This window comes from Rathayibacter sp. PhB179 (assembly GCF_004345345.1).
GTDB lineage: Bacteria > Actinomycetota > Actinomycetes > Actinomycetales > Microbacteriaceae > Rathayibacter > Rathayibacter festucae.
This window is the reverse complement of the sequence record NZ_SLVD01000001.1, coordinates 760,861-779,633: the sequence shown is the minus strand read 5'-3', so window position 1 is coordinate 779,633 and position 18,773 is coordinate 760,861. Positions and strand designations below refer to the sequence as shown.

The following is an 18,773-nucleotide window of genomic DNA, read 5'->3' as shown; positions in this document are numbered from 1 at the left end:
CGAACAATGAGTAAAGTTGGAGGCGCTGGTACGTCGACGAACGGAGCGCTTGTGAGCGACCTCGGTCCTATGACCTTGAGTGTCCATCCGACCGTCGTCTTCAAGCTGGGCGAAGACCTCATCACCGACGACCTCCAAGCTCTCGTCGAACTCATCAAGAACTCCTACGATGCAGGGTCTCCGGGCGCGGAAGTGAGCGTCGACACTCGCGTATGGACCGACGCCGAGGGTGGCGATGTACCGTCCAGTGCCGCCGAACAGGCAAACACCGAGGCCGCTCGTCTCAGCGCCGAACTCGTTCGCCTGTTGCCGGCAACGTACTCACCTCAGCTCGATCTGAGCGAGGACGACATCCAGTTCATCCCGGCGCTACTTGCTGCGTCAGAGGAATTTCTGGCCTCGGCAAACGACACCCCCTCCTCGAATGACGTGAATCAGGTGGCGGACGTGGCTGCGCTCCTTCGCTCCCAGGCGACGTACCTTCGCGGCCGCATCATCGTTGCGGATGCAGGGTCTGGCATGAACCGGATCGATATTGAGCGTGGCTGGCTCACCGTCTCGGCCAGCCCTAAGCGCGAACTGAAACGGCGCTTGCGGAACACTCCGGCCGTCGGGTCGGACTCCACCCGCACGCCTTTGGGCGACAAAGGTCTGGGGCGTCTCGGCGTACAACGACTGGGCCGCGTCGTCGACCTCGTCACGCGAACGCGAAATAGCGCACCGTTGGCCTGCACGATCGACTGGGCGCGCTTTCATACGGCTCACGCGCTACGCGATATCAACATCGACATCACCCGCGCCCCTGAGGAAACGCAAGTGGGTACCGCCATCACCATCCGCGGCCTGTCGTCACTGGACGCTTGGTCGAATGTGCGCGGGTTGCAAGCTAAACTCGCCGAACTGATCTCCCCGTACTCCCCAGCCCGCGGCTTCCGAGTGCGCTTTCGCCTCAATGGCGAAAGTATCGACTTACAGAACGTGTCGCAACGCGTTCTCGATGCCTCCGCCGTCCGCTACCTCCTCGACTACCGCGACGGTGTCCTTACCATCAGGGGATCTGTACGTGCCGAATTTCTTTTACCCGACCGCGATGAGGAAAAAACTGCAGAGTGGGAACGCCTCATCCGCCCCGATAACGGTTTTGCATTCCTCGAGGAGGCGCTCGCATCCGGGCGCAGGTTGAGCAAGCTTGGGGTCGAGCACGGTGACGATCAGCGTTTCTGTTATTTCACGACCGAGGTAATTCTTGCCGACGTTGAGGCTGAAGCAGACCTCGACCAACGCGGTCGACCTGAGGTAGCGGACCCGGGACCTTTCACCGCCCGCGTTGACGTTCTTCAGCGACGCGCTGCTTCAAGTCATTTCGACTCGAATGCCGAGTTCAGAAGTTGGATAAAGGAAGCCGCAGGCGTACGTATATACCGCGATGGCTTTGGTGTCCGCACAAAGTCGGATTGGTTGAATTTCGAGCGGTGGATGACAGGCTTGTCCTATTATGCTATCCGTCCTAGCAACGTAATTGGTTACGTCGACATTGGCGCTCGAGCCAACGCACAACTGGAAGAGACGACCAGCCGAGAAGAGTTTCGCGACACCGCCCACTTCCGGAACTTTGTCCGCCTTTTTGGTCACTGGTTGAGTATTACCGAAGAGTTTCAGACGGCTCTGGGGCGTGACTATCTCGACTATGTCAAGAAGATGACGCCGACCCCCGCGGGGATCACCCCCACCTCCACCTCCGCGGAAATTGGCCACGATATCAAGCAAGCTCTCGGCCAAGTATCCGCTGCTGCCGAGAATGTGAAGAAAGGTGAATACGCCCGCCAGAATCTCACCGGCGCCGCCGAGGCTCTGGTGGCCGAGGCCGAGACGCTGGAGCGTGAGATTTTCTCTGACCCGGGTCTTGTTGCTCGGGTGCGCGACCTCGCAGGCCAGGTAACCGAGGCGGTAGAGCAGCTAAACGCCGCGACCGAGCCTGTCCGCCAAGCTGCTGCCGAGTCGGTCGAGCGTCGAAACAGCGTCGATCTGCTCCTCGGGCGGTTGCAGGAGGCGCGGGATCAAGTCTCTGATGGTTGGGAGCTGATGTCTCTCGGCATCACGGCGGAAACGGTCTCCCACGAAATCCTCAACCTCACAGGGCGCCTGGGCGCTTCCAGCCGTCAGATCGCAAAATATAACGATATGCAATTGCGGGACGCGCGGATGGGGACTTACGTAGAACACGTGCGTTCTACTACTCAATCGCTGCAGAAGCAGGCCTCGCGAATGGACGCGTCCTTGCGGTACGTGCGGGAGCGTCGCGCCTTCGTAAATGTCGGCGATCTCTCCCGAAGGTTGGTTTCTTACTTCGAGGAGGCGGCGACCGCCCCCGACATTCAGTTCGAAGTGGTGGAACGAACGCCGCTTCGAGTGAAAACGAGCGAGGGTAAACTTTCGCAGGCTCTGGACAACCTGCTGTTGAACGCGTCCTATTGGGTGAACGTCAATGCTGCTGACGAGCACGAGCCGCGCATCCGCATCATCGTCGACGCCCCATACCTGACCGTTGAAGACAATGGTCCGGGCGTGGAAAAGAGCGTCGAAGCAGTGCTGTGGGACCCCTTCACCACTCGTAAGCCCCGCGGCGTCGGCCGAGGTCTCGGGTTGTTTGTCACCAAGCAGCTGCTCGAAACTGAAGGCCTTATTGCAAGTCTTGACCATGAACGCAACGACCGTGGGAACCGGTTCAGGTTCCGCGTCGACTTCACGCACCCGTTGGAGGGGGAATGACGGAAGCGCTTGACAACACTATGATCGCCGAGACGTTGCATGCTCTAGGTGTCACCCGAGTCATTGTCATCGACGATGAAGTCGATGCTGCGGAGGAGGAGGATGCGCTCAGCCGGGTGCGCAGCGGCATCGCAGCCGCTCGCGGAGTTCTTGTAGACCTGGCTGGCGCATACCCAAAATCCAACCTGGTTAGTCTCCGAGGAAAGTTGCTCGATACCGACGACGAGCTACGCGACGCTCTGACCGAACTGTGGCCCGATCTGCAAGACGGAGAGCGTCAGCGCCTACAGGATGCGGCGCGCGGCGTCGAGACGCCCTACCTCAATCGTATTGAGGACTATTTGCCGAATGATGTCAGTTTCGTTCCGCGCAGTGCGCGAGGCTGGCGCTCTGAGACCTACCTGTCCCTTTTCGACGAGGACACCCCAACGTTGGTCTTCTTCGATCGGAATCTCACCAGCGCGGGTCTGGGTGAAGACGGTGGGGAGCGGCTGTTGAAGGAGTTCAGATCTCGCAAGCTCACCAGCGTGTTCTGCGGTCTCCTCACCCAAGAAGTTCGGACTCTCGAAAGCGAAAGCGAGGCGTCCTCTCGCTTGGGCACGGCGGAGGAAGCTGTTCCCGTTCTTGGCAAGTTTCGTCTCGACTCCGCGAAGCAGTTTGCGCTCGGAATGCAGGCGTTCATCCTCGCGCACGACCTGCACCGGTTGCGCAGTCACGTATTAGATGCAACTGGGACAGCTTTTGACGCAGCCCTCAGTACCACTGGAAACCTTGCCTACGTCACGCTGCTCGCGGCGGCCCGAAGCGCGTACAGCGAAGGCTTGTACGAAGGATCCGGCATTGCCAGAATGATGTCCACTGCCCTCCGACGAAATGTCGAGACAGCACTCATCACGCAAGTCCCGAAAGAGGCGGTCACCCGCATTCGCAAGGTGATGGATATCGACCTCGACCTCGGGCACCCGAACCCGAATGAGGTCGGCCCGGTAGAGGATGCCTTCGAGAGCGCCGAGCATCTGCGTGCGGCGCTGTCGCCCACCGACGTGGGAGACATTTATGAGTTCTCCGCCACGGATGGCCGGACGATGCTCTATATCTTGCTTGCTCAGCCCTGCGACCTGCAGGTGCGAAGCCGCGGCGCCCGGGATAACGCCGGTAGCGGGTACTTCGTTTTGGCGCGACTTATGCCCGAAGGTGAGCCCGTCCCTTCTCGCGACGACGTCGACGACGAGGAAGACATCGACAGCGATTATCATGACGCCCCGCGCACGCTCAGTGTCGGGATGCTCCCGGGGCGTGCCGGAACCTGGAAGATTAACCTCGCCGAGCGAGCTTTCATGCCGCCTGAGCTTTTGGATGCATGCGTACTCAACGCGGACGGCGTTAGCCGCATTCCGACCGGAGTCGCCGATGGCGACATCCCGACGCAATCGTGGGCGAAGTGGCGCAAGAAGGTCGACGCGTGGGGCGTTAGGAAGGTGGACGGGGCTCGTCAGGCCTACCTCCGGTTCCCGGGGCCGCAACTTAAACTCGAGCATCGGCAGGCTGTCGTTGACTTGGTCGTCAAGGGCGACCTAGGTCGCCAGTTCGTGGATGGCAAGGTGAGCATCAACGCGTCGGTTGACCCTGAGACCGACGGAAAGAAGCACGAGCTGGTGGCTGGTATCTGCCGCGTCGGGCGTCTCTCCGCTGCTCACGCGAAAGCCCTACTCATTCAGTACTCGCACTTTCACACCCGCCCTGACCTTCCTCAAGCTTTGCTCAAGGCGGTCGATCCTCCCAGAGCGACGACCCCGAAGCCTCGGCAGTAGCCGAGACACCATCGAGCGGCACGTCGTTGTCGCAAGGCACATCGTCGTTTCGTGCGCCGGCCCATCGCCAGCCAGCCGCTATGCTCAGCCGAACATGTTTTCGTCGATCTGCCCCGCCGTATCGTGTCGACCGTGACCGCCCCGCTGCCGTCGACGGCCGGTCTTTTAGCGACCCGCCTCGCTGCCCGGTCCGCAGCGGACCCAACGTTCTGGGATTTTTCCTCGATCTATGGGCGCGATGGTGGGCATGGTTACTTCCAGTACCCCGCGATGATGGTGCCGGAGCTACAGCGCGCGTTGCTCGAAGACCTCGTCGCTGTCGATCCTCAGGTCGGCCGGGTGTACGACCCGTTCATGGGTTCGGGCACCGTCATGCTGGAATCGCTCTACCTCGGGCTAGATTTTATCGGCTCCGACATCAACCCGATGGCCGTGTTGCTCAGTGCCGTCAAAGCCGCCCCTCCGGCCAGCGAAGCTGCTCGCCAGGCCGGGATCGATGTTCTCGCCCGCGCCCGCCGGTCTCGGCGGAGCCGTCCGATCACCTTCAACTTTCGAGATAAGTGGTTCGAACCGGAAGTCAGCCTCGGACTGACTCGGCTGCGGTATGCGATCCAGTCGATCTCGGACCAGCAGGTGAGGCGGTTCTTGTGGGTCTGTCTGGCCGAGACGGTGCGCTTTGTCTCGAACAGTCGGCCGTCCACGTTCAAGTTGCACCTCTATAGCGACGCAGACCTCGCCGCGCGCAGACCGGACGCGGTTCGCCAGTTCGCGGCCGTGCTGGAGAGCAACGTCGCTCGCATCCGTGCCCATGAACGCACGCTGACAAGGAAAGCGCGTACCCCAACGCTTCTTCGCGCGAGTGTGAATGACGCGCTTCCCGACCGGACCGAGCTTGCGGACGTCCTGATGACGTCGCCCCCATATGGAGATAATCACACCACCGTGCCCTACGGGCAGTACAGCTACTTGCCGTTGCAGTGGATCGACCCTGCCGATCTCGTGGGGGATGTTGATCCGTCGCACTTCGAGGTGCCGGGGCGCTTGGACACCTTAAGCCTCGGCGGTAACCGGTATACCGCTCGCCCCGTGCCCGCGCACCTATGCGACGAAGTGCCGAGCCTGGCGAAGTGGCTAAGTGAACGTGAAGTGCAAGATGCCACTACGCAGAAAGTTGTCACCTTCGTGGACGACTATCGGATAGCGTTGCGCCACGCCACCGGACGTGTTCGGGCCGGCGGGTTTGCGTTCCTGACCCTGGGCGAGAGGCGCGTAAGCGGTGCCGATGTGCCCCTGGTGCGGTTCACGCAGGAGGTGCTTGAAGCTGCGGGTCTAACGTGGGTGACCCGCGTTGAGCGGTTGCTTCCCTCGCGCAAGCGCATTGCGACCCGCAACGCGCGAGGCGAGACGATGATCCGTGAGACCGTTCTCGTCATGCAAAAGGCGTGAGCACGGACTCAGCCCGGCACGGTCGGGGTACGACCCTTCTTGCCGTCCTCGCTAACCCCACTCTCACTCCCCGTTCGCGTACCGAGCGGCAGGTCGAGGTGGCTGCGCAGGTGCTCGGCTTTGAGGTTGTGGAGCTGGGAAACGTCTTCAACCTTCCCAGCCCCAGCTCCCGCGACATCACCCGTCTTGGGGCGGCGGAGACAGGGTGGGTGTCGGCGCGGAGTGACTTGGATGAGGCTTTGCGGCGCGCGGACGGAGTCCTAGTAGCTTTTGGAAGCATTAACGCGTCGGGACCCGCTCGGGTACACCTAGCGGCCCAGCTTGATTGGCTGTCTTCGCGTTTGCAGGCGAGACCGGCGCTGGACACATGGCAGGTCGGCAACGCACGTCACCCGTCGCGGTGGCATCAGTATGTCAGTGACGTACATGGTCGGACAGCCGGTGGCTCGTTCCCCCAGCGCTTAGCCCAAGTCCTTCATCCGGTACCACTTCAACGGCGTGTGTGGGATGTCGCGCGGTCGACCGTGCGGCCGGTCGAGCTCGAGTCGAGCCGCCGAGAGGGCCCGTCGATTTGAGCGGCGGCAAGACCCATGGGGAAACGGGTATCGGCGCCGGACGACCCAGGGGGATCAAGCGTGCTCGAGGTAGAGCTCGGGGGACCCGCACCGTCTACCAAGATGGAACGAATGCCTGTGTCCCCCGCAGCCTCTTCCTGGGGTAACCCGCACGGCAGTGTCCCGTCATCGAGCCACGCCACCTGCTCGTCCACGCTCTATTCCTCCGGCAGCACCGTCTCCACCGCCGACGCCAGGTTGAGCGCGGCGATGCACAAATCCGGCACCCCGTCCCCGACGTCCTTCTTGTACGCGATGACTGTCTCGTTCGGCGAGAGCGACGGGCATTCCGTCGTGTCGTGGATCGCCGTCGTCCTCCGCGCGGATATGCTCCTGCGGACCAGCCACGTCAGCGACCCGGACGCCGTGGTCGCGTAAAAGGTGTCCCGGTCGGCGGCGCAAGTGACGCGCCAGAGGTTAGTGCCGAAGAGCTGGATGAGCCCGCCCACAGGTCCGGGGCCGTCGAGTTCGAAGTACTCGGGCGACGACGCCACGCGAAGTGCCTAGCTGACGGCTCGCCGCAAACCTCGCTCGTCCTCATTGATCCGCGCCGACGAGAGGACCTCGCCACCACGGCAGTAACCATTATCCACAGGACGGTCAATTCGGACGGGCGCCTGCGTATGGAAGTGACCATCTATGACCTCTGGCACGCGAAGTGGGTGCTCTGGCAGCTAGGCAGTGACGTGAGGCGCTGTCCTCAAGCGCACTCAACTCAACGGCCCAGCGACTGGCCGTCGAGTTAGCCGACCGGTAGGCCAGGCGCCAGGGGCGCGTGCTGTGCTCAGCTACAGCGTCGGCCGACGTCGGTTGCGCACGCGAACAGTTCGTTCCACCTCATAGCGGCGGACGGTGTCTGGTCGGATGACGAACAGAGGACCTGATCGCTTCCGTTTGTCCTCCCTGAGGAACCGAGCGAGGCGAGGAGCTGAAATGCCGTCGGTCTCGTACCACATCGGGTCCCCAAAAAAGAAAACGACATTTGTTCCTCCTTCGTGTACGTTCGAAGAAAAGGCTATCCCGTCCAGCGGAGGGTTAGTCCAGTATCGAAAAGCGTCCGTGAGTATTTGTGACGGAACGTAGTCAACCGGATGGTTATGGTCTTGAATTACTGGTTGCGTGATTCGCTCTTTGTAGAAGTTCAGCGCTTGGATGCGTTCATCGCCGACCGCTCGATCTGTGTTAAAGACGCTACGCGAAGGAGGAACTTGAGTCAGATCAAGAATGCGCAGTTCTTGTTGCAGGATGAAAGTGCCAACGACTACCTCGTTGTAGGGACTGTGTGATGCTACTTCTGCACAAGCAGTCTCGACCTGTTGAGAGACGTAAAACATCGAGATGCCCTGCGCGTTCATTCGACCTGCGCTTGCTGAATGAGACGGCGCCGGTCCCAGTTCCCTTGACGGGTTCGCTGTAATCTTCTCCTCGAGTGCCCGAACATCGCGTTCGGCTCTTGCGCGGTAAAGTTTCGTTCCCCGTTTAAGGGTGCGAATGAGGCCTGCGCGTTGTTCCGCGAAGACAAGCAGTGATCGGACAAATGCGTAGTTTCTCTCGGGCGACGTTTTCGGTTTGCCGTCAAGCGCTGGCGCAAGCAATCGGGACTCGTGTTTGATGCTCTGCTCGAAGTCATACCATTCAAATTGAATGTCGGCATCGAAGTATTCTGTTGACTTTTCATACCATGTCTCGCGTAGGTCAAAATATGCAGTAACGGCGGCGACGATTTGGTCCGAGAAGGCGGCATCGACGCTCGGCTCGAGTGTGATCAGTATTACTTCAGTGGTGGTCATGGGTGTCGATAGGGGGTCGTCGTCAACGACGAATCCTTCATGATCGTATTTGAGTTCAACGGTACTTCTCACGACAGAGGCGAGATTGGCTATTAGCGCAGCATTTTTTTCACCTGATTGTCGCACCTTGCCGCAGATGGTGCATGCCGCGAGGCTGGAAACGTGTTGTAATTGCCCGAGTAGATCGGTGTCCTCAATGTGAGCCAGGCACAGCACTGGTAGACTGGCGATCGGCACTGAATTTTGCATAGAAAGATCTTGGCATCTAAAATGTCTTTGCAAAAGGGTCGGCCGAAGTCACGACCGACACGGGCCCGGCTTCCATCCGGACCTTTTTCCTAGGAAGCCGTGCCATGACGCCTTCCTTGAATACGTGCGGTTCGCCTGCGATGGCCTGCGCCAGCAACCCCGCCAGTTGATCCGCCCGCAGGACGCGTGGAGCTGGCGGGGGCAAGCCTGCTGCAGGGAGTGTGGTGTCACCGCCGGACGACCGAGGGGGACCATGCGTGCTCGAGGTACAGCGCGGGGTCGCCCGCACCGTCGGCCGAGATCGACCAGACGTCGGTGTCGCCGGCCGCCCCCTCGCGCGGAAGCCCGTACAGCAGCGTCTCGTCATCCAGCCACACGACCTGGTCGTCCACGCTCCGCTCCTCCGGCAGCACCGTCTCCACCCCCGACGCCAGATCCAGCACCGCGATCCGCCAGTCCGGCACCCCGTCCCCGACGTCCTTCTTGTACGCCACCCGCGTCTCGTCCGGCGACAGCGACGGGCACTCCGCCGTGTCGTGGATCGCGGTCATCGTCCGCGCCGACATGCTCCCGCGCACCAGCCACGTCCGCGAGCCCGACGCCGCGGTCGCATAGAACGTGTCCCCGTCGTCGGCGAAGGTGACGCCCCACAGGTTCCGGTCCGCGGCCGTCAGCGGCGCCCCCGCGACGCTCAGCGCGAAGGACTCCAGATCCCCCGGATCCGGCACCGCCGGGTCGAGCGAGCGGATGACGGTCTGTGTCGAGAACGTGGTCGGCGCATACGAGTGCCCGGTGACGAACGCTGTGGTGCTGAGCATCCCGTCGCCGATCCGAGCGCGGCTGGGGATGCCCGGCAGCGGCCACGTCTGCAGGGTCTCGCCGTCGGCGCCGGTCAGCACGGCCTCGAAGGTGGTCAGCACGCCGCGGTCGGTGCGCAGGCAGAGCTCCATCGACGCGGTCGCGGCGACGCGGTCGCAGGCGCGGTCGGTGAGGGTGCGCGCCGCGCCCGGGTCGGCCAGCGGCACGGAGGCGACGAGCCCGTAGCCCTGGCCGCTCGCGGTGTTGCGGAAGACGATCCGATCGCCGTCCGCGGGGGCGCCGGTCGAGACGGCGACGGCCGAGTCGGCGGAGGCGCGCGCCTGGTACCGCGCCCAGGCGCCGGCGCCATACACAGCCGCGCCGCCGAGCAGGGCGACGGCGGCCACCACGGCGATGATCCAGCGTGCGCGGTCCGAGAGGCGGCCCGCCTGCCTGGCCGTCATCCCTTCTTCTCCGCGAAGCGCTCGCGCAGCAGCAGCACCGCCAGGGGGAGCGCCACCGCGAGACCCACGGCGACCGCGATCATCGCGCCCTCCCGGCCGAGCCACAGCCACAGCGCTCCGAAGCCGACCGACGCGAACAGCCGCGCGACCGCGACGACCGTCTGGGCCGCGGCGATCCCGCTCGCCCGGATCTCGGCGGGCACGCTCGCCCCGGCGACGGCCGCGAGCACGCCGTCGGTCGCGGCGTAGAAGGCGCCGAGCAGCAGCAGGCAGGCGATGGTCACCGCGAGCCCGGAGGCGGGCGACGCCGCGAGCACGTAGACGGCGAGCAGCAGCACGTGGCCGGCGGCGAACATCCGCGCGCGGCCCCAGCGGTCGGCGAGGCGCCCGAAGGGGATCGCGAGGACGAGGTAGGCGGCGTTCGTCCCGACGTACAGCAGCGGGAACCACTGCGCCGCGAAGCCGCTGCGGCTCTGCAGCACGAGGTACACGAAGCCGTCGCCGACCGTGAGCAGCCCGAGCAGGCCGGCGGCGAGCAGGAGGCGGCGCGGGCGCCGGTCCCAGAGGCGGCGCCAGGGCAGCTTCGTTCGCGCCGCACCGCCGGCGATGCGCGTCCGCACGTCCGGCACGAACAGCAGCAGCACCACCACGCCGAGCGTGGCGAACGCGGCCGACAGCACGAAGACCGTCGAGTAGCCGTCCGGCACGAGCAGCAGCACGACGAAGGCCAGGAGCGGCCCGATCGTTGCGCCGACGGTGTCGAGCATCCGGTGCACGCCGAACGAGCGGGCGAGCGACGCGGGCTCGGACGAGGCGGAGATCATCGCGTCGCGGGGGGCGGTGCGGATGCCCTTGCCGAGGCGGTCGACGGTGACGACGGCCGTCAGCGCGGCCGGGCCGCTGCCGGCCAGCAGGCCCAGGCGCGCGAGCATCGACAGGCCGTAGCCGGCGAGGGCGACGAGCTTGGGCCGGTCGGTGCGGTCGGCGGTCCAGCCGGCGCCGATCCGGACGAAGGCGCTGACGCCCTGGTACAGCCCGTCGAGGAAGCCGTACGCGAGCGTCGACATGCCCAGCGCGGCGGTGATGTAGAAGGGGAGGATCGCGGCGGTCGACTCCGAGGAGATGTCGGTGAAGAGGCTGACGATGCCGAGGGCGATGACGGCGGGGGCGATGCGCGACGGGCCGGTGCTGCGTGCGGGCTGCTCCGCGGCGCCCTCGGGCCGGTCGGACAGGGAGATGTACACGCCTAGCCGCCGTTCGGGTGCAGGACGGCGATCAGCGAGTAGCTCATCCGCGGGGTGCCGGTGGGGGTGACGGAGAGGCTGACGTTGTCCTCGCCCGCGGTGAAGACCATCGCGGCGCCGTCGGCGGGCGCGTCGACGGCGGCGGAGGTGAAGCCCTGCGCGGCCAGCGAGCGGCGGTAGCTCTCGACGATCTGCTCGGCGTCGAGCGCGACGGTCGCGGTGAGGCCCGAGCGCAGCGCGTCGCCGGCGGGCTCGACCGAGCTCGAGGCGACGATCGAGTCGGGCAGCGGGGCGACGACGGCGGAGGGGTAGCCGGCGACCAGCGCGCGGGTGGCGCTCGCGGCGGCGGGCAGCGGCAGGGAGACGAGGGCGGCGCGCGGGGTGGAGTCGGGCAGGCCGGTGTCGACGGGGGCGGGGCCGGAGACCTCGAGCGGGGCGGAGGGGTCGGCGACGGCGGCGGGGTTCGACGGGTCGGGCGGGTTCACGGTGGCGGCGGAAGTCGCGCCCGGGGTCGCGGGGGCGCCGGGGGAGGAGGAGGGTGCGCCGGGGGAGGGGGTGCCCGCGGAGCCGGTCGCGCCCGCGCTGATCGGGCTGCCGCCGCCGGGGCCGCCGCCGGGGCCGCCGGCGGTCGCGTCGAGCACGAGGGCTCCCGCGACCAGCACTAGGGCGACCGCTCCGGCCCCCACCAGCAGGCGTCGTCGAGCGTCCAAGGGGTCTCCGGATCCGGGCGCACCGACGATCGTGGCCGGCCAGGATCCGTCCATCCGCGTCGGGTCGCGTCTCGCGGATCTTAGCCCTCGCGGACGTGGACCGCACCTGTGGCTACGGTGGACCGATGGGATCGAGGCGGGCGGCGGTCGCGGGCGTCGTGCTGCTCGGGCTGCTGACCGGCTGTGCGACGGGGCCGACGGCGGGCGTCGACGAGCAGATCCTCGCGGCGGAGGAACTCGGCGACAGCGCGGTGACCGCCGCGGAGTCGCTGCATCCGGTGCTGATCGGTGCGGACCTCCGGGTGTCGGTGCGGGGTGGCAAGCCCTCGGCGCGGCACGACGACGAGCGCTGGGTCGAGCTGTTCCTGCGCCTGGTGCCGCAGGGGGCGGGGCCCGAGGCGAGCCGGGAGATCCAGGAGGCGATCGGCGGCGAGCTGCTCGCCGACGGCTGGGTCGCGGACGAGCTGACGCAGGACGCCGCGGAGACCGGCGAGGGAGCCGAGCTATGGTTCACCCGGCCGGGCGCCGAGGACACCGCGACCTGGGACGGCGACTCCCCGGGCGACTGGCACGTCTCCGTCCGGGACCGCCTCGACTACGTGCAGCTCGACGTCCAGAGCCCGTTCGCCCTGGCGACGGACACCCAGTACGCCACCACCGACGCGGTCGAGGCCCGCCACCCGGAGTGGCGGAGCCCGGACGGCGTGCTGCCCTGACCCAGTGCTGATCGAGGAGCCCGCAGCGCCGTCCCCTGTTGATCGAGCAGCCCGCAGCGCCGTCTCCTGCTGATCGAGTAGCCTGCGCAGCGGGCGTATCGAGTCGCCAGCGTCAGAAGTCGAGTCTGCAGACCCGCCCTGCTGACGGCGGCGGGTCTCGATACGCCCCTCCGGGGCTACTCGACCAGCATGGAAGGGTGGCTGCTCGCCGGGCGGGGAGTGCATGCTGATCGAGTAGCCCGCTCCGCGGGCGTATCGAGATCCACCGTTCTCCCGCGGTCCGGCCGTCAGGTCAGGCGCTCCGTCAGGTGGACGGCGACGTCGTCGCCGATGTCCTTGCCGAGCTTCTTGCGGAGCTTGGCGCTGATCGAGAGCATGTGGCCGCCGGCGCCGGTGGGCATCAGGCCGGCGGTGAGCGGCTCGCCGTCGACGGTCGCGACGACCTTCACGGACTTGCCGGTGCCGAACAGCGCGGCGGAGTCCGGCACCTCCACGCACGACCAGAGGTCGCCCTTCACGGTGACGCCGATCGGCGCGGTGAAGGCGACGTCGATCGGGCCGACGCCGTTCATGCCGGGACCGCCGCTGCTCGGCTCCGGAGTTCGGCTGCGCAGGTCTCGTCGTGGTCGGGCATCGTCGTCCTCCAGGTGTGGTCGGTGCGGCAACCCAACCACAGGACGCGTCAGGTCGTCAGCAGGCCGATCTGCTCCGCCGAGAGCGGGCGGTCGGCGTACAGGACGACTCGGGCCGTCGGGTCCGGGCTGTGCGCGTCGGGGCCCGTCCACGCCCGCTCGAGGCCGAGGCGCTCGACGGCGCGGTGGGAGCGCCGGTTCTGCTCCGCGACGACCGCGGTGATCGGCAGCTCCGGGCGGAGGAGTCGCGCCCGGTCGATGCCCGCGGTGGCGATCTCCTGCGCGTAGCCCTTGCCCCAGTGGTCCGGGTGGAGGGTGAACGCCACGTTCCACGCCGTGCCCGCGAGGAGCGAGCAGCCGCCGACGCCGATCAGGCCGGGTCCGCCGCGCGGGCTCCTTTCGCGGACCACCCAGCTGCTGAGGCCGTCGCGCGCCCACTGCTCCCGCCGCCGGTCGAGCACCGCCCGGGTGTGCGCGCGGGAGGGGTGCAGGAGGAGGGGATCGCCCTCGGCCAGCCGGGGATCCGAGTAGAGGGCGAAGAGCTCGTCCAGGTCCGTCTCGGCGGGTCGGTGGAGCAGGAGCCGCTCGGTCGACTCGACCGGGCTCGGCTCCGCGCCGTCGCGCTGATCGTCCCCGCCGTCCATCGGGCGAGCCTCTCACGGGGCGTCGACCGGGTCGAGGAGATCGCAGGGCGCTGCCTGCTGGTCGAGGTGGCCGCGGGGCGCTGGCTGCCGGTCGAGGAGGCGGCGGGGCGCTGCCTGCTGGTCGAGGAGGCTGCAGGGCGCTGCCTGCCGGTCGAGGAGGCTGCAGGGCGCCGCATGCTGGTCGAGTAGCCCGAAGGGCGTATCGAGACCCACCAGCCGGCGTAGTGCCTCCTCCACAGCCCCGGTTCAGCCGCCGATCGTCCCGCTGCCCCCATGAGCCGGCCCCAGTGTCGGTAGTCCCTGATTCAATACTCGTATGACGGAATTCGGATCGACGGAAGAGGTACTCGAGCACCTGCGCGTGCTCAGCGCCCGCGCCGCCGCGAACGCCCGCGCCGCGGCCCAGCGCCGCCTCACCGAGGCCGAAGACCTCTACGACTTCCACCGAACGGCCCTCGCCCACCAGGACGTCTTCGCCCGCGGTGCGACCCCCGGCGAGACCCGCGACCTCGTCGAGCGCTCCATCCGCGCCGAGCTCGCCGTCGCCGAGGGCCTACCGGAGCAGGTGATCGCGCGCCGCCTCGAGAACGCGCAGCTGCTGATGGAGCACCTGCCGCTCACGCGGGCGCTGCTCGCGCAGGCGCGACTGCACTGGGAGGAAGGGGAGGCGATCTGCGCGACCGCCGGAAGCCTCCCCGAGGCCTCCCGCGCCGCTCTCGACGAGCGTGCCGCCGAAGCGGCGCCGTCGATGACGCTCACGCAGCTGCGCCGCGCCCTGCGCCGCTGGCGGGAGGAGCTGCACGAGGATCCCCTCGCCCAGCGGCACGCCCGCGCCCGCGAGGACCGCGCCGCCTGGGTCACCCCCGACATCGACGGAATGGCCACGCTCTGCATCCACGGCCCGGCACCCGCGGTGGTGGGCGCGCACGACCGGCTGCGCCGCATCGCCCGCACGCTCCGCGACGAGGGCGACCCCCGCACCCTGCAGCAGCTCAGCGCCGACGCCGCGATCGACCTGCTCTGCGACGGCGACATCGCCGGGACCACGCCGAACGCCGAGCACCGGCCGGATCCGACCTTCGTCCCCGGCGTCCGCGCCGAGGTGCGGCTGACGCTCGCCGCATCCACAGCGGTCGGCCTCGACGAGGCGCCCGCGGACCTCGACGGCTACGGACCCGTCCCCGCCCCGATCGCCCGTGAGCTCATCCGCACCGCGGCCTCCTTCACCCGGGTCCTCACTGATTCGGACACCGGTTTCGTCGTCTCGGTCGGACGCACCCAGCGCCTCCCACCCGCCCGCATGCGCCTCCACCTGCAGCTGCGGGATCAGACCTGCCGCTTCCCCGGCTGCACCCGCTCCGCCAGTACCAGCGAGGCCGACCACACCCTCGAATGGCGCAACGGCGGCGAGACCTGCCTCGAGAACCTCGTCATGCTCTGCACCTCCCACCACCACGTCCGGCACGGAGAGCAGTGGAGCTACGACCCGGTCGACTCCAGCGGAACGATCGTCTGGACGAGCCCCACCGGCCGGCGGATCAGCAACCGGCCGCCGCCTCTGCCCGGGCGCCCGCCCGACCCGCCACCCGAGCCCCGCTTCGTCGACGTGCCCGCACCGTTCTGACGGGTGGCCTCGACGCGCCGCGCAATGCGGGCTGCTCGATCGGGATGCAGTGCTGCTTCGGCGACTGCGCGGTCAGCATGCGGTTGCTTCATGGCTGCGCAGGCGGCATGCAGTGCCCGCTTCGTGGGCTGCGCGGTCACCATGGAGCGCCGATCCTCTCCCGGGCGCCTGTTCATGCTGGTCGAGTAGCGCGCAGCGCGTATCGAGACCCGGGTGAGCAGGCGCGCCTCCACCGAGGTACTGAAATCGGTGGATCTCGAGACGCCCGCGAGGCGGGCTGCTCGATCAGCATGCAGTGCCCGCTCCGCGGGCTACTCGGTCAGCGACGAGCGCGCGTTCCGGCGGTCCAACCGGTGGACCGCTCCCGTCCGCTCCCTGCGGGTCGCGACCGCAGGCTGGGCGAGCGCCGCCGGCTGCTGCTTGCTCACGACGGCCCCCTCCGTCGGGCTGCTCGCCCTGCGCGCCGGCTGACCGCTTCCGGCGAGACGACCGCGGACTCCTCCTGCCGGCGAGCCTCGTCCTCCCGGCGGCTCAGCCAGCCGGGTCCGTCCCGGCGCAGCCGCTCGACCTCCGGGCTCGGCGACACGGGCGCGCGCCGCCGCCGCCGCGCGAGCTGCACCTGCTTGACGACTCCCACGACGACTCCGGTGCCGAAGAACGGCAGCCCGATCCCCGCCACCAGCCACAGCGGAGCGTGCCGGCGGCCCCCGCCGACGATCGCGGCCGGGTCCCAGCCCACGTCCGCGGCGAGCACGACGATCATCGCCACGAACACGCCGCTGAGTACGGCCAGCGTCCACGGCCGCGCGAGGAGGAGCGCCTGCGCGCGCTCCGACACCCTCCGCCTCGCCATTCCGCGAGCCTAGGGGCCGGGTGGTCGCGCCCGCGATGCCGTCGGGCTGCCCCTCTGGACACGACCGCGGCCGTGCGGAAAACTGGGGGCGATCGTGAGACCCGGCCCCCGTCTCCTTCGACTCTCGAGCGCACGCGCGCACGCGCCGCTCGAGAGGTGGAATCCGCCCTCCGGTCTCACGACCCGCCACAGACCGGTTGCGTCGCCTGGATTCCACGGGGGTGGGGTCGGGCCCGGTCTCGCCCCCTTCTCCGTGCGCCGACTACGACCCCGGACTCGCGGATCACGACGGGATCGCGCCCTACGAGCCTGAGGGGAGCGGGTCGAGGTACAGGCTCGAGGTGCCGGCCAGGTCGGCGCTCGTGCGTTCGATTTTCACGGTCCGCGTCGGGTCGATCCCGGGTGGCGTGTCGATGACGTAGCTCGCGAGGACGTGACTCTCCCTGCAGCCGATCCCCTCCGGATCCGACTGCAGCCTCGTCTCGACGCGCAAGCTGTCCGGAGCGAGCACCTCGAGCAGGACCGGCTCGTTCAGGCACTGCCCGCTCCCTCCCGTGGTGATCACGAACGAGCGGCCGTCGTCCCGCCACTGGATCGGCAGCGCCGACGTCGGATCCTCGATGGGGCCCCAGTAGCCGTGGCGGTAGACCGCGCCGTCCGGCGAGAACGTCGGCTCGACGGCGGGAGCGGCCGGGGCCGTCTCAGGCGGCACCTCGGCGTAGTCCACGAGCACCCACAGGCCGACGCCGAACGCGACGATCGACGCCACGATGCGGAGGGCCTTCGTCTTTCCGCGACGAGAAAGCGGACGTCGTGTCGGGTGCGAAAGAGGAGTCACCGATTTAGTGTCGTCCGGCGCCACACGACACTCCACCTCGATCGGCGATCACTTCTCCGCACGGCGTCGTTCGCGTTCGGCCTCCTCGGACCTTTCTCGGATCCGTCGCCAGAACTCGGCCTCCCAGGCGGCGGGGTTCTGGTCGTAGTCGTCCGCGGCCGCCCGGTACCGGTCGTACGCACGGCGCGCGCGTGCTTCGTCCCACTCCCGGATCGCGACGTCGTTGAGGAGCTGCCCGCCGAAGTGCACGATCTCGTCGCGGTATCCGCCCATCGCCTCCAGCAACCAGTCGCTGTGGTCGTCGGCCTGCGCTCGGGTGCGCAGGTAGTCGGCCCATCGTGCGTCGAGCTGGGCTCGATGCGGATCCACTGGGCGGTCGGGGGAGGGGGTCTGCTCCATGACCGGAACCCTACGACTCGTCCCGGAGTCGCCCCGAAGGCTGTCGCATTCCGGTGAGACGAAAGCGGCGCCGCGGACGTTACCGAGTGAGAGTGTTCAGAGGGGGGACTGATGACGGCATCGACTCGGGACGACGAGGTGCTCGCGCGCGTCGAGGAGCGCCTCGAGGTGCGGATCACCAGGGCGACGCGAGTCTCGCGGCAGCGGCGCACCGTCGGCGTGCTCGTGGGGCTCGGTGTCGTGGCCGCGGGCGTGGCGGCCGGGATCACCACCTTCGAGGCCGCCACCTCCCGCACCGTCCGCGACGGCGCCGCCTGCTATGCGACAGCCGACCTGAACGAGCCCGATCTCGCGGTGGCGATCATGGTCGAGGGACTGCCCGACGAGATCACGCAGCGCGTCGCACTCGCGACCTCGATGTGCGGCTCGGACGAGTCGGTCAGCGCCGTCTGCGTCCGCCCCGACGGTCTCGCCGCCGTCTTCCCGACTGCGCGCGACGAGCCCGACGCCGAGTGGTGCGCCCGTCTGGGCCTCGACGCTCTCGAGTCGCGATGACCGACGAGAGCGCCGCCGCGGACGACGTCGCCCTCCTGAGCGAGCTGGCGGGAGGGTCCCGCGACGCGTTCGGCGTGCTCTACCGCCGTCACGCGCTGGCCGTCTACCGCTACGCCGTCGCGCGGCTGCGCAGCGAGGAGGACGCGGAGGACGTGCTGCAGAGCGTCTTCTTCGCGCTCTGGCGGAAGCGCGCGAGCACGCACTTCGTCGGCACCTCGGCCCTGCCGTGGCTGCTCGTCGCCACGCGGCTGGAGTGCAACAACGTCCTGCGCGCCGCGATCCGCCAGGTCGCCCGCGAGCAGCCCGACGCCTACGTCGGCACCGCGTTCTCCGCCGAGCGCCTCGTCGAGGCCCGTCTCGTGCTCGAGGACGTCACCCGGGCCGTCTCGCGGCTGCCCGAGATCGACCAGCAGATCTTCCGCCTCTGCCTGGTCGAGGACCTCTCCTACGCCGACGCGGCCGCGCAGCTCGACGTGCAGGTCGGCTCGGTCCGCAACCGGCTGTCCCGGCTGCGCCGGCTCCTCGGCAGCCGCGTCGAGGTCGGCTGACTCCGGAGGGGGGCGAGCAGGCACTGCTGGGAAGGGCGGTCTCGCCCCCACCCCGCGGTCGTGATGCAA

At 67.6% G+C, this 18,773-nt stretch carries 17 protein-coding genes; 7 read left to right on the top strand and 10 right to left on the bottom strand.

The window, feature by feature from the left end; translation table 11 throughout:
• The first annotated feature begins 51 nt into the window (after nucleotides 1–51).
• The 3 genes from EDF43_RS03625 to EDF43_RS03615 all read left to right on the top strand — a co-directional run bounded on the left by EDF43_RS03625 (nucleotide 52) and on the right by EDF43_RS03615 (nucleotide 6,026).
• On the top strand, nucleotides 52–2,769 hold the full coding sequence (locus tag EDF43_RS03625; protein ID WP_165909004.1) for a HAMP domain-containing sensor histidine kinase: 2,718 nt from the start codon (nucleotides 52–54) through the stop codon (nucleotides 2,767–2,769).
• Nucleotides 2,766–4,580 (top strand): hypothetical protein, encoded by a 1,815-nt coding sequence (locus EDF43_RS03620; RefSeq protein WP_132435557.1) that lies wholly within the window; start codon nucleotides 2,766–2,768, stop codon nucleotides 4,578–4,580. The genes EDF43_RS03625 and EDF43_RS03620 overlap by 4 nt, the downstream gene beginning before the upstream one ends.
• Before the next feature lie 132 nt (nucleotides 4,581–4,712).
• On the top strand, nucleotides 4,713–6,026 hold the full coding sequence (locus EDF43_RS03615; protein ID WP_165909003.1) for a DNA methyltransferase: 1,314 nt from the start codon (nucleotides 4,713–4,715) through the stop codon (nucleotides 6,024–6,026).
• A 772-nt stretch (nucleotides 6,027–6,798) separates the two neighbouring features.
• On the opposite strand, the gene EDF43_RS03605 is transcribed toward EDF43_RS03615, so the two are convergent.
• From EDF43_RS03605 to EDF43_RS03585, 5 genes are all read right to left on the bottom strand, one after another.
• Nucleotides 6,799–7,134 carry a hypothetical protein gene (locus EDF43_RS03605; RefSeq protein WP_132435551.1) on the bottom strand — a complete coding sequence of 112 codons (336 nt, stop codon included), beginning with the start codon at nucleotides 7,132–7,134 and terminating at the stop codon, nucleotides 6,799–6,801.
• 294 nt (nucleotides 7,135–7,428) lie between these two features.
• Nucleotides 7,429–8,679 (bottom strand): RES family NAD+ phosphorylase, encoded by a 1,251-nt coding sequence (locus EDF43_RS03600; RefSeq protein ID WP_132435549.1) that lies wholly within the window; start codon nucleotides 8,677–8,679, stop codon nucleotides 7,429–7,431.
• Nucleotides 8,680–8,906: 227 nt separating this feature from the next.
• Nucleotides 8,907–9,941, bottom strand: coding sequence for a hypothetical protein (locus EDF43_RS03595; RefSeq protein ID WP_132435547.1), 1,035 nt, complete (start codon nucleotides 9,939–9,941; stop codon nucleotides 8,907–8,909).
• On the bottom strand, nucleotides 9,938–11,179 hold the full coding sequence (locus EDF43_RS03590) for an MFS transporter (RefSeq protein WP_243646223.1): 1,242 nt from the start codon (nucleotides 11,177–11,179) through the stop codon (nucleotides 9,938–9,940). Before EDF43_RS03590 ends, EDF43_RS03595 begins: the two co-directional genes overlap by 4 nt.
• An 8-nt stretch (nucleotides 11,180–11,187) precedes the next feature.
• Complete coding sequence (locus EDF43_RS03585; RefSeq protein WP_132435543.1) at nucleotides 11,188–11,895, bottom strand: hypothetical protein; 708 nt, start codon at nucleotides 11,893–11,895, stop codon at nucleotides 11,188–11,190.
• Nucleotides 11,896–12,020: 125 nt separating this feature from the next.
• Here EDF43_RS03585 and EDF43_RS03580 point away from each other — a divergent pair, with 125 nt between their 5' ends.
• Complete coding sequence (locus tag EDF43_RS03580; RefSeq protein WP_132435541.1) at nucleotides 12,021–12,611, top strand: hypothetical protein; 591 nt, start codon at nucleotides 12,021–12,023, stop codon at nucleotides 12,609–12,611.
• Between the two features lie 287 nt (nucleotides 12,612–12,898).
• Here the strand turns inward: EDF43_RS03580 and EDF43_RS03575 are convergent, their stop codons facing one another.
• On the bottom strand, nucleotides 12,899–13,183 hold the full coding sequence (locus EDF43_RS03575) for a DUF1905 domain-containing protein (RefSeq protein WP_132435539.1): 285 nt from the start codon (nucleotides 13,181–13,183) through the stop codon (nucleotides 12,899–12,901).
• A 110-nt stretch (nucleotides 13,184–13,293) separates the two neighbouring features.
• Nucleotides 13,294–13,887 (bottom strand): GNAT family N-acetyltransferase, encoded by a 594-nt coding sequence (locus tag EDF43_RS03570; protein WP_132435537.1) that lies wholly within the window; start codon nucleotides 13,885–13,887, stop codon nucleotides 13,294–13,296.
• Nucleotides 13,888–14,203: 316 nt separating this feature from the next.
• Here EDF43_RS03570 and EDF43_RS03565 point away from each other — a divergent pair, with 316 nt between their 5' ends.
• A complete protein-coding gene (locus tag EDF43_RS03565; RefSeq protein ID WP_132435535.1) occupies nucleotides 14,204–15,511 on the top strand; it encodes an HNH endonuclease signature motif containing protein in 1,308 nt (435 codons plus the stop codon).
• 424 nt (nucleotides 15,512–15,935) lie between these two features.
• On the opposite strand, the gene EDF43_RS03560 is transcribed toward EDF43_RS03565, so the two are convergent.
• The 3 genes from EDF43_RS03560 to EDF43_RS03550 all read right to left on the bottom strand — a co-directional run bounded on the left by EDF43_RS03560 (nucleotide 15,936) and on the right by EDF43_RS03550 (nucleotide 17,601).
• On the bottom strand, nucleotides 15,936–16,364 hold the full coding sequence (locus tag EDF43_RS03560; RefSeq protein WP_132435533.1) for a hypothetical protein: 429 nt from the start codon (nucleotides 16,362–16,364) through the stop codon (nucleotides 15,936–15,938).
• A 301-nt stretch (nucleotides 16,365–16,665) separates the two neighbouring features.
• Nucleotides 16,666–17,133 carry a hypothetical protein gene (locus EDF43_RS03555; RefSeq protein WP_123736040.1) on the bottom strand — a complete coding sequence of 156 codons (468 nt, stop codon included), beginning with the start codon at nucleotides 17,131–17,133 and terminating at the stop codon, nucleotides 16,666–16,668.
• A 117-nt stretch (nucleotides 17,134–17,250) separates the two neighbouring features.
• The gene (locus tag EDF43_RS03550) at nucleotides 17,251–17,601 is read right to left on the bottom strand and encodes a hypothetical protein (protein ID WP_132435531.1); all 351 of its coding nucleotides are present in this window, start codon (nucleotides 17,599–17,601) and stop codon (nucleotides 17,251–17,253) included.
• Nucleotides 17,602–17,712: 111 nt separating this feature from the next.
• Here EDF43_RS03550 and EDF43_RS03545 point away from each other — a divergent pair, with 111 nt between their 5' ends.
• Nucleotides 17,713–18,156, top strand: coding sequence for a hypothetical protein (locus EDF43_RS03545; RefSeq protein ID WP_132435529.1), 444 nt, complete (start codon nucleotides 17,713–17,715; stop codon nucleotides 18,154–18,156).
• Nucleotides 18,153–18,704 (top strand): sigma-70 family RNA polymerase sigma factor, encoded by a 552-nt coding sequence (locus EDF43_RS03540; protein ID WP_132435528.1) that lies wholly within the window; start codon nucleotides 18,153–18,155, stop codon nucleotides 18,702–18,704. Before EDF43_RS03545 ends, EDF43_RS03540 begins: the two co-directional genes overlap by 4 nt.
• Nucleotides 18,705–18,773: the final 69 nt, after the last annotated feature.